At 56.9% G+C, this 11,294-nt stretch carries 8 protein-coding genes; 2 read left to right on the forward strand and 6 right to left on the reverse strand.

All coding sequences use genetic code 11. From position 1 onward, the window contains the following. Positions 1-12: 12 nt before the first annotated feature. Both ELE36_RS03470 and ELE36_RS03475 read right to left on the reverse strand, forming a co-directional pair. Complete coding sequence (locus ELE36_RS03470) at positions 13-1,638, reverse strand: tetratricopeptide repeat-containing sulfotransferase family protein (protein WP_129831769.1); 1,626 nt, start codon at positions 1,636-1,638, stop codon at positions 13-15. Between the two features lie 9 nt (positions 1,639-1,647). Beyond that, on the reverse strand, positions 1,648-3,321 hold the full coding sequence (locus tag ELE36_RS03475; protein ID WP_129831770.1) for a tetratricopeptide repeat-containing sulfotransferase family protein: 1,674 nt from the start codon (positions 3,319-3,321) through the stop codon (positions 1,648-1,650). Between the two features lie 130 nt (positions 3,322-3,451). On the opposite strand from ELE36_RS03475, the gene ELE36_RS03480 reads away from it, so the two are divergent. Further along, positions 3,452-4,288 (forward strand): sulfotransferase domain-containing protein, encoded by an 837-nt coding sequence (locus tag ELE36_RS03480; protein WP_129831771.1) that lies wholly within the window; start codon positions 3,452-3,454, stop codon positions 4,286-4,288. A gap of 7 nt (positions 4,289-4,295) precedes the next feature. Here the strand turns inward: ELE36_RS03480 and ELE36_RS03485 are convergent, their stop codons facing one another. The 4 genes from ELE36_RS03485 to hslO form a co-directional block, all read right to left on the reverse strand. After that, a complete protein-coding gene (locus ELE36_RS03485) occupies positions 4,296-4,904 on the reverse strand; it encodes a 2OG-Fe(II) oxygenase family protein (RefSeq protein ID WP_129831772.1) in 609 nt (202 codons plus the stop codon). A 115-nt stretch (positions 4,905-5,019) separates the two neighbouring features. Further along, positions 5,020-7,785, reverse strand: coding sequence for a TonB-dependent receptor domain-containing protein (locus ELE36_RS03490; protein WP_129831773.1), 2,766 nt, complete (start codon positions 7,783-7,785; stop codon positions 5,020-5,022). Positions 7,786-8,187: 402 nt separating this feature from the next. Continuing rightward, a complete protein-coding gene (locus ELE36_RS03495; protein ID WP_129831774.1) occupies positions 8,188-9,312 on the reverse strand; it encodes a hypothetical protein in 1,125 nt (374 codons plus the stop codon). 162 nt (positions 9,313-9,474) lie between these two features. Continuing rightward, positions 9,475-10,365, reverse strand: a complete 891-nt coding sequence (gene hslO, locus ELE36_RS03500) for an Hsp33 family molecular chaperone HslO (protein WP_129831775.1) — start codon at positions 10,363-10,365, stop codon at positions 9,475-9,477. Positions 10,366-10,487: 122 nt separating this feature from the next. On the opposite strand from hslO, the gene mtgA reads away from it, so the two are divergent. Further along, a complete protein-coding gene (gene mtgA / locus ELE36_RS03505) occupies positions 10,488-11,219 on the forward strand; it encodes a monofunctional biosynthetic peptidoglycan transglycosylase (protein WP_129831776.1) in 732 nt (243 codons plus the stop codon). The last annotated feature ends 75 nt before the right edge of the window (positions 11,220-11,294 follow it).

Genomic DNA, 11,294 nt, shown 5'->3' on the forward strand with positions numbered 1-11,294 from the left:
GCAGCGAGCGGGTTACTCGCTGAACAGTTTTTTGAGCTCGGGAATGTAATCCGCGTAGGCCTGCCAGCGCCCGATTGATCGGCTGTAGATCGGTTGGCGAACTTGCCATAGGCTGGATGTACCAACCGATACCGTTTCCGGTTTCGCTGCGAGCAAATCCTGCTCGCTGAGTTCCAGCCATGCACCTAGAGCGGCAAGTGTGTTTTGTGGATCACTCGCGAGCTGCTCGTAATGCACGGTGTGAATCGGCAGCGGCGAGGTTTTTTTCCAGTGCGCCATCAGCCGATTGCAGCCCTGCAGCACAGCGGCGATATCGGCAAAGTCGTAAGCGAAATCGTTTTCGCGGCCCGCGAAATATTGCGACCAGATCGACAGTGCGGTATCGCGGCTGCTGCGCTGGCAATGGATGATGCGCGCGTTCGGAAATAGCGTCGCGATCAGATCGATGTTCAGAAAATTCAACGGTTGTTTGTCGATCATCCAGAACGCATTGGAATCGTCCTGGCGCAGTTGCTGCAGATATGTGTCGGCAACTTCGCGCAACGCCTGCGTGTCGATCTTGCCCGCCAACGACAAGCGTTGCGCGAGGTAGGGTAGCCATGCGAGTTCCCCGCGATTGCAAACGTCCGGATGACGTCCGAGCAATTCGGCGACGAGGGTGGTTCCCGAGCGCGGTGCGCCGACGATGAACAGCGGCGCAAAATCTTTTACCGGCGCGAGTGGCGCGGGCAATTTTCGTGATGCGAGGCGTGCCTCGACCGCGCGCCGCCAGTTCTTTCGCGACCATTCCACGAGATGATTCGCCATGGCGTTGGCATCGCTGAAATATCGCGCTGCTGTGGCGTAGTCGCCGATATCGTCATGCGCCTTGCCGAGTGCAAACAGGATTGACGCGCGCGCTTTGTCATCGGCGGTTGTGCGTTGCAAACAATCTTGCAGCAACGCGAAATCAGGATGACTGGCGTCACGATAACGTTGTGCATTCGTCAGCGCGAGCGGCGCTTGCCACTCCATCGCGCGTGGATTGTGCGCGAGTGCAAATAGATACCGCTCGCGCGCCAACTCGAAATTGCCGAGCTGGATTGCGATCATGCCGGCGTAAGCGTACAGACGCGCATCGCTTGATCCGGCCGCAATCGTCTTTTCGCAAAGGGCGGCGGCTTCGTGTTTACGACCGCACTCATCCAGCAACTCCACCGCCTGGATGATGGATTCGATATCGGTCTGCACATGCTCGAACAGAGCAGAAATAGTCACGCCGACGGCATGCATTTTCCCTTGTTGCTTGAAAATTTTGGCGAGCAGGAATGTCGCCGCGATATCGTCAGGATGTTGCTCCAGCAAATAGCTCAGTAGTGCTTCGGCACTCGGGTAATTCTTTTGCTGCGAGAGTATTCCGGCGAATGCATAAGCGAGTTCGCTCGATGCGGGATAAAGAACGGTTGCCCGTTGCAACAACGCACTTGCGATCAACGTATCGCCACGCAGGATAAAAAGACGGGCACAGTCCAGCCATTCTTCTGGTGGATGTTTTTCCAGTTGCGCCAGCAAAACGTCACGCGCAAATGCGGTGCCACGCTGTTCAGCGGCGCGTTGATATTCCGCGATACGCTCGGCGCCATTTTTCATATTCAGCATGGGTATTCGTCAGCTATTGCCATCGGGGAAAAGCTTGACCAACTTTGGCAGATAGGGCGCGTACGCCTGCCAGCGATTGATCGAACGATGATAGATTGGCTGACGTGCCTGCCACATGCTGGATGTCGCAATCGACGATTCCGCTTTCGGTTTGGTATCGAGTAAATCCTGTGCCGGCAGTCCGAGGAATGCCTGCAGTGCAGTCATGGTTTGTTCTGGCGCCTGTACCATCTGCGCGTAATCGACAGTATGGATTTGAATTGGCAACGTGGCGCGCCAGTGCGCCATGATGCGCGCGCAACCGCGTGCGAGGCCGGCAATATTCGCAAAATCGTACGCGAAACCGCCTTCGTCGCCAGCAAAATTCTGACTCCAGATTGACAGTGCTGTATCGCGCAGATTGCGTTCGCAATAGATGATCTTCGCGTTCGGAAACAAGGCTGCGATCAGGTCGAGGTGCAAGAAATTCAGCGGCTGTTTGTCGATATACCAATGTGTCGGTGGATCGTCCTGGCGCACTTGGGTGGAATAGATTGCCGCGGCTCGGCGTATTGCCCCGGCATCGATTGCTTGCGGCTGTTGAAAAAATTGCTGGGCCAGAAACGGTATCCATGGCAGTTCGCCGCGCCCAGTGACATCGGCATGCCGCATCAATCTTTCTTCCACCAGCGTGGTGCCGCTGCGTGGCAGGCCGACGATGAATACGGGTGTCCAGTCTTTATCCGCCGGGGCATGCAACGAAAAAATGGGGTGGCGGATTTTTTCGTCAATGGCTTGCTGCCAATCCGCATCCGACCAAGTCGCGTCGCGATCGATCAGCGCATTCGCCTCGCTCAGATGTGAGGCAGCTTCGGCGTAGTCGCCGATGTCGTCATAGGCTTTGCCGAGCGCAAACAACGTCGATGCACGTACGCTATTGCTCAGGTCGGGATGTTGCAGAAAATTCTCGAACAGTGCGAAATCCGGATGCTGCGAACTTGCATAACGCTGAGTGCTGGATAATGCCTGCGGGATATGCCATTCGCGAACGCGATCATCGCTATGCAATGCGTGCAAATAACGTTCCCTGGCAAGATCGAATTGGCCTAGCTGGACTGCATATCGACCTGCGTGCGCATACAGGCGCGTGTCGTGCATCCCGTTTGCGATGGCTTTCTCGCAGAATTCCGCCGCTTCTTTTGCACGTCCACACTGATCGAGAAATTTCACCGCGGCGAGTGTGGTTTCAATGTCCGCGCTATTCGACTCCAGTAGCGGCAGCAATGTGCTGGTGGCGGACGATAGCTTGCCTTGTTCCTTGAGGATTTGTGCGAGCAGAAACCGACTGTCGATAAAGTCGGGACGCATCTGAATCAACGCACGCAACAGCGCTTCGGCTTCGACATCATGCGCGCTCAGGCGAAACACGTTAGCCAGCCAATAACCGACTTCCACCGAATCGGGGAAACGCTTGCCGGCCGCGGTGAGCAGATCGGCTGCCTCTGGGAGCGCGCCACCATCGATGAGAGCTTGCGCGCAATGGATCCAGTCTGCCGGCGGGAACCGGCCGAGTCGCGCTTGCAATGCTGCCAGCGCCGCCTGCGGATCAAAGCTGTTCAGATCCCTGGCGTATTCCGCGATGAAATCGGCTGCGGTATTTGCTGCTGTCTCAGGCGAGCTGGCAGCTGTTTCAGGATGGCTCATGGATACTTCTCTGAGAATATGACAATGGTAACTGGAATTTCGCAGCGAGCCATAACAGTGACGCGACGATAGCGGGCTGACGATCACTAAATCCGGCTGTTATGATGCGGCGAAAACCAGGCGGCTATCGATGAGCAATATTCTCTGGCTGGCTTCCTACCCGAAGTCTGGCAATACATGGGTGCGAGCCTTTCTCGCCAATCTTGTCGCGAATCAGGCGGCGCCATTATCGCTGGCGCAGTTGTCCAGTTATTGCGATGACGAGGCGCGACCCGATCTCTACAGTGAAATTGCCGGACGCCCGAGCACGGAACTGGACATCACCGAACTGTGTGCCTTGCGCAGCGAAGTACACGCACGCATCGCGACTAGCAGAGCGGGGACGGTCTTCGTCAAGACGCACAACATGGCCGGCAGTGTCGACGATTATCCACTGCACAATATGGCGCTCACGGCGGGTGCGATCTATGTGGTGCGAAATCCGCTGGATGTCGCAGTCAGCATGACCCATCACTTTGGCTTGACCCTCGATGAAGCGATCCAGCGTCTCGCGTCGGATGATGTCGCAACGCTCAACGATGCGATGTTCGTAAGCCAGCATCTCGGCTCATGGTCGCGCCACGTGCAGAGCTGGAGCAATAGCGACAATGCGAAAATCCTGACTATTCGGTATGAAGATATGCTCGAAAAGCCGCTCAAATGGTTTGGCAAGATCGCCCGTCTGGTAGGAATGGATAATGATCGTAGTCGGGTCGAGCGCGCGATTCAGCATGCCAGTTTCAAAACCCTTTCGAGCATCGAGCGTCGCGATGGGTTCGTGGAAGTATCCAGCAAGACCGAACGCTTTTTTCGGGCGGGAAGCGCCAATCAATGGCGTGAAAAATTCAGCCGGGAACAAGTGATTCGTGTCATCGGCGATCACCGTGAACAGATGAAGCGTTTTGGTTATTTGCCTGCAGGTTTTTGAATAGTGTTCACTTCACGCCTGCGCGCGCGCCTGCATTGGGCGGAAAAAGCAGATACGTGGAGATGATGTATTTGTCGTTTGAAATCGGCGGCAAACCGGCATGTTGGAACATCCAGTACGGCGGGAACATCAATAACCGACCGGCCTTCGGCGCGATCTTGATGCCGAGGTCACAGAACTCGGTTTCGCCGCCTTCGGCAACGTCGTTGAGGTACCACAAAAACACCATGTATCGATGTGATAGTTGGCCGAGCGCATCGAAATGCGGCTGGAAACCCTCGTCTGCACCAGCGCGATAACGCTTGATACGCAGTTCCTGATAAAAACTGTGATCCTGAATTGGCAGCGTCAGGTTTTGCTCGGCGTTGTAGCGCGCCAGGTAGGTTTCAATCTGTGCGATGAAAAATCCTTTGAAGGCATCATCGGCATGCGGCGTGATGTCGACCTCGGTCCAGGCGCTTTGCTCAAGGCCACGTTCCTGATTGCGTCCGTGCGCGATATGCAGGTGGCTGGTGCGATCAAACGAGGCGATCAATTGAGCACAAAACTCGCGCGGCAGCGCATCGTCGTAGCAGCGCACGAATTGGCTCAGACTATCGCTTTTCTGCTCTGGCATAACTCTCATCTCGTATTTTGGTGCGGGTTCAACAAAAAACGTCGTCACTATATCAGGGCAAAAAAAAACCGCGCGGCTTGCACCGCGCGGTTTGTCTTGAGCGTTTAACTATTGCTTAGAACTTCACGCTCAAACGTGCCCAGTAGTAGCGGCCAATGGTGTCATACGTATTCACGTCGACGTTGGCGTTGGTCACGTTGTTCGAGTAGAAGAACGTCGGCTGCTTGTCGGCGATATTGTCGATACCAATATCAACGCGGGTATTGATCGGAGCGATGTTATAGCCCGCAGTCAGATTGTTCTGCGTCCATGCGCCAACGTGGCCCACGAGCGGAACTTTCTCACCACCGATATAACGGGCGGTCCAACCGGCCGAGAACGAACCCAGGCTCCAGTTAAGGGTGCCCAGACCACGCCAGCGCGCGATATTGCCGAACTGCGAGTTGTACGTGCCAGCGGAATGCACGACGGTGGTGTTGGGACCATCAATCGTGGTGTTGTCATACTGCGCGTTGTACGTGGTGTCCAGACCCACGGTGAACTTGCCGAACGACGTTTCTGGCAGACGATATTTCGCACCGAAGTCCACACCACGCACGTCGAGACGACCGAAGTTGGTATAGGCGGTGTTGATCTGCGAGATCTTGCCACCGGCAACAACGATGCTGGAGCAGTACGGGCTGGCTGCGTTCTTCGCGCAGAGGTTGGCGATGGTCTGGCCGGTCAGGCGCACGATATCGTCCTGCAGGTAGACGCGCCACAGATCGGCGCTCAGCGACAGGCCATCGAGCCAATGCGGGTCGTAGACCACGCCGAAGTCGAAGGATTTGCCAACTTCTGGCTTCAAAACCGTACCAGCAACTGCTGCGCCGGAGAAGAAGGTCTGAACCTGGCTACCATTCTTGGACAACAAGCCACCGACAGGCTTGGTATAGGTATCGAAGGATGCGGCCAAACCAGCGAACAACTCGGTGTTGTTCGGTGCGCGGAATACCTGCGACACCGTACCACGCAACAGCAGGTCTTCCAGCGGACGATATTCGAGCGCGGCTTTCCAGTTGTTGGTCGAACCGAAGGTGTTGTAGTCCGAATAACGATCACCAAGATCGAGGTTCAGGCTATGCACGAACGGCAGATCCTTGAGCAGCGGGATCAGGACTTCGGCATAGACTTCCTTGACGCTGAAACCACCTTGGAACGGCGTGCCGCAAGCAGAAATCTGCACAGCGCAATTGCCGTTGGTCAGATTGGCGCGAGCGATATAATCCACCGTGCTGTGGGTGTATTCCTTGCGGTACGAACCACCAGCGGCGAGGCTGACTGTGCCAGCCGGCAGGTCAAACAGGTTGCCGTTGATATTGAACTCGGCCTGACGCTCGGTCTGCAGGGTGTTTTTGAACGGTGCGGCCGAATACTGCTTCAGGATGGCTGCGGTGTTCGGATCGTTCTGGTTGAAGATATTGACGCAACCGCCCTTGCCCGTGCTGTTCGGGATACAGTTCGCGCTAAATGAGCCGCTGGCTGCCAAGTCACCCGTCGCCAGCGAACCGAAGAATTGGTTGAGCGCGCTCAGATGACCATAGTTCAAACTGGCATCCCACTGCCACGACGTATCGGCGATCGCACCCTTCAAACCGGCAACGACCTGATCGGTGGTGGTGGTGAATTTCTGGATACGCGGGCCAATTGCTGCCAGACGAATCGCGAGATCCTGCGAGCCATCGCTAACTTGGCCGTTATCGCCGAGGTAACCGATATTAGTGCCGAACGGGTTGTACGGGCTACCGGCTTCCAACGTGATGTGCGCGGAATACAAATCGAGCGGCAGCGGTGCGAGCTGCGAATTCGACTTGGTCTTGTTGTGGAAAACGCTCATGTACGCTTCAACGCTATCGGTGAGCTTGTAGTTGCCCAGCACGTATGCGTTGGTGCGTTCTTGCGGCGTAAAGATCAGGTTGATTGCCTGATAGTTGTACGTATCACCGGTGCCGGTGGCGGTACCGCTCTGGAAGCAGCGGAACTTGGCCGGGATACCGCCGCCAGCAGGCGCTGTGGCGTCGAACGTACCGCCGGCGCTATCACAACCGGCAAACTGCGGTGCCGAGATGTAGCCCGACGGCGAAGCGAACGAGCCGCCCTTCGTCACCGGGAAACCACCGTCAGCCTGCTGTTTCTTGCCGAGAGTCAACGCAAACTTTCCGTAATCGCGATTGCCGGAATAAATGCCGTCGAACTTGTTGTAGTCGATACCACCGACGATGCTGCCCTTGTCCGAGGTCTGGCCAAAGGTCAGGTTGAACGCTTTGCGCTCGCCGTCGTCTTTGTCCGAGATACCGTAGCTGGTGCTCAGCTCGGCGCCCTGGTAATTGGTGCGCATGATGAAGTTGACTACGCCACCGATCGCGTCCGAACCGTATACGGCAGAGGCGCCGTCGGTCAGCACTTCGATACGTTCCACGAGGTTGCTCGGGATGGTATTGATGTCGTTGTTGAGGATGCGGCGACCGTTGATCAGTACCAAGGTACGATTCGTGCCCAAACCGCGCAACGAGATAAACGTACCGCCGGTACCACCACCGTTGTTAACGGAAGGGTTGTTGGCGTTGCCGGAAATGTTCGGCAGTTCCTGAACCAAGTCACCGACGGTGAGCTTGCCGCTCTTTTCGATTGCGGCGCGATCCACCGTCAGCACTGGGCTGGCAGTTTCAACGTCGACGCGGCGAATGCGCGAACCGGTAACCTCAATGGTTTCCAGCTTCTGGCCTGAATCTTTGTTTGCGTCCTGTGCAAAAACAGGCATCGCACTCATACCGGCAACGGCGGACACGCCCATGAGGGCGAGGCGCACGGCCGATGACAGCTCGTTATTCGATAGTCTCATTTTACTCTCCAACGTCAGACTTATGACTAAATTCGGGACTAGTGTTCCCATCCTGGGATAGCCGCTACGGCTCACCGAAACCCTCGGTAGCGGACGATACTAGCAACAATCTTTTAACATGGGAACCCCTGCTGCCTTAACATGACGGGCATTACCGGGGTATGACGGTCGCCAGATTAGCGTCAGATAAGGGAAAGCGAGGGCCTTGCGTCGTTTGCAGATAATTTGTAAATGCTTGACGATGTTGGACGCCTGCTGACAGTTGCTGCAGCGGCTGGAGGAAACGCGAGGATTGCGCTGGGCAGACACGCTCGCGAGCAGGTCGTTCGGGATAATTAGTCTCGCTTATGCTGCGAGCTGGAGCCCTGGGGCCCGGGCGAGAGGTTAATCCGTGCCGAGAAATCAGAGGTCCTGATGATATTGCACGTACGGCATGCGCGCTTGTGTTGCATCGGGATCGCGCGCAGCAGGAGTAAGCGATAACGGCGGGGTGCCACTGGACCACAGGTTTTGCGTGCCGATGCTGAGCTGGCCCTGCCAAGGCGTACGCCACGAAACACCGAGATCAATCGCGGAGAAGTGCTGGCCGATATTGACCGGGGCAGCAGGGGTTATCACACGACCGATGACCACGCCACTGAGCGCTCCGTGATTCAGGCCCAAGCTGAGAGCTGCCTGATTGAAACTCAGTTCGGGATTGAATCCCAGCGCGTTGAGTTGGATGCGGCTCAAGCTGGCGCCGATATCGATATTGTCTTCGATGCTCGGCCACCAATGCGCGTGCGCGGCGAGAGTGGAGCCCAGGCCAGAGGTATAGCCTGCGGTTCCGGGAACAATAATATTAGGCAACGCGGAGGCGATCGGATCATCCGTCACCGGGCTAAACAGATCGGCTGCAGCCGGAGTGATATGCGAAAACGGCGTGCTAGCCCCATTCAGCCATGACATATTGTAGGTAATGTCGAGACCGAAGTTGCTGTTATTAGACCAGCCAGCGCCGATGACGGCGTTGTATTCGCTGGCAATAACTGGGGTATTGCTGCCGCCGATCGCGGATGCCCAGCATGGCAGGCCCAATGTCGAATTGGCGCCAGGAACGCACGAAACTTCGAGGCTCGCGGCCGTGGTCGGCGTAGTCAGCAAACGTTCGCCGAGGCCTACATTCACGTTGTAGTTGTAGTTTTCACCGAGCCGCAAGCCGATATTGCCACTAACAGCCCCGGTGATATCTACCAGACGCCAGTCGGTAGGCGCGCCGATTTGCGGCGAGGCGGGCCGCAGCGGGCCGCTGCTTGGCGCCGACAACGCTACCAGCGCGAGCAAGCGACCGTCCTGGGAGCGGAACACCGGCATCAGTTGTGGCGCGCCGCTGGTCTTTGGTGTGGTATTTGCAGCGCGCAAAACATCGGCAATATTCAGCGAATAACCCGGTGCGACCTCGCCATGCGATGGCACAGGCGCGTTTTGCGCGTGGGTTAACCACGGCAGCAGGCCAAGCATCAAGCTGGTGACGAGAAAACGACGCATAACACCCATCTAACTTTTATTTGTGCGTTGCTGAGACTGTTCCCCGCTGACCAAGTTCCATCAGCGAGACCCCTTACAAACGCCTATTTTGGCTGCGAGTATAACTGAATTCCAATTAAAAATTAACAAGTTCGTGCAAGAACTTTGTGCGGTTACTCACATTTATTGATTGGTGCGCGGGGCGGGTGATACTGGCTGATCGCTGAACAATAGCTCGATATCGACGCTGTCGAAGCGATAGCTGGTGTTACAGAACTCGCAGATCACTTCCGCCGTACCGTCTTCGCGCACCGCGGCCAGAGCTTCGTCGTGGCCAAGTGCGCGCAGCATGCCGCCGACGCGCTCGCGCGAGCAACTGCAGCCAAAATGCAGCGGGCGTAGCGCCGCCAACCGTACGTCTTCTTCGTGAAACACGCGTTGCAGGAGAATCTCGGCAGGCAGGTTGAGCAATTCCTCGGCACTCAACGTGGCCAGCAAATGGTTGACGCGGTTCCACGCATCGGCATCGACCACTGCATCGTGACCGCCCGCGCTGGCGACGCGTTGCAGCATGATACCGCCGCAGCGAATGCCGTCACTCGCGAGCAATAAACGCGTTGGCAATTGTTCGGAACGATCGAAATATTGCTCGAACGCGGCGGCCAGACTGGCATTCTCCTCGACCGAGACCAGGCCTTGCGAGCGCAACTGGCTGTCTGCATGCTCGATCGTGATTGCCACAACCACACCGCTGCTGCCGACCGGGAAATCCGCGGCTATCTCGTCCTGCCAGCGCGCCAGGCCGCGCAAACGGCCTTCATGGGTGCATTCGCTGAAAACCAGCGGCAGGGTTTCACCGCCTTTGAGCTGGATTGACAGCCGACCCTGAAATTTGATGTTGCCTGTGAACAAGGCGCTGGCGGCCAGGGTTTCCGCAAGCACTCTCGCGACCGATGGCGGATAGTCGGCACGCTCGCGCACGTGAGTCCAAGTGGATTCAAGCCGCACCATGGCTCCGCTAACGCCCGCGTTCTCGAGCATGAAACGTTGCAGAAAATCAGAATTGTCGGCCATGCTCGATCCCGCGTGCGAAAGTTGACCCTCATTGGTGGAGGTCGTGACAAGGATTGCAAGTCCTCGCGGGACAGGATCGACGATGCGATCATGGCCGCATCGTTGGCAGCCCGATTACCTTCATGAACTCGACATCACCCAGCATTACCAAGCCGCGCGGCGCATGGCGGCGTATCTGGCGCTGGACTTGGCGTTTGTCGCTGTCGTGGCTGCTGTTGACGTCGCTGATTGTGTTGGTGCTGCGGTTTGTGCCGCCGGTCACGAGTGCGTTCATGCTCGGTCGCTGGATCCATGCGCATGCCGCTGGAGAGCGGGATTTTCATCTGCGTTACCAATGGATTCCATGGCAGCAGGCGGGCAACGAATTGCCGATTGCACTGGTCGCTTCCGAAGATCAGAAATTTCCGATCCATCACGGCTTCGACGTGCAGGCGATTCAAGATGCGCTCGATGAAGCCGACGCGGGAGAAAAATTGCGCGGCGCCAGCACGATTTCGCAGCAGGTCGCGAAAAACCTGTTCCTCTGGGGCGGGCGCAGCTTTGTGCGCAAGGGGCTGGAAGCTTATTTCACGGTGTTGATCGAGTTGTGCTGGCCGAAGCGCCGCATCCTTGAGGTGTATCTGAACATCGCTGAATTCGGTGACGGTATTTATGGCGCCGAGGCGGCCAGCCGTATTTATTTCCACAAGCCTGCGAGTGCGCTGAGCGCGCATGAAGCCGCGTTATTGACTGCGCTGCTGCCGAGTCCGCGCCGTTACCATATCGATCCGCCGACGCCTTACGTATTGCGCCATGCTGCTTGGGTCGAACGCCAAGTGCACCAGTTGGGCGGGGCGGCTTATCTCGAACACTGAACGAGATTTCAGCCTGTGGCTGGCTCCAGCGCGCCATGTCGGCGATAATGCGCGGCTCAGGCCTGGCGCCGCACA

Origin of the sequence: Pseudolysobacter antarcticus, from assembly GCF_004168365.1 — a bacterium.
In the GTDB taxonomy this organism is placed as follows: Bacteria; Pseudomonadota; Gammaproteobacteria; order Xanthomonadales; family Rhodanobacteraceae; genus Pseudolysobacter; species Pseudolysobacter antarcticus.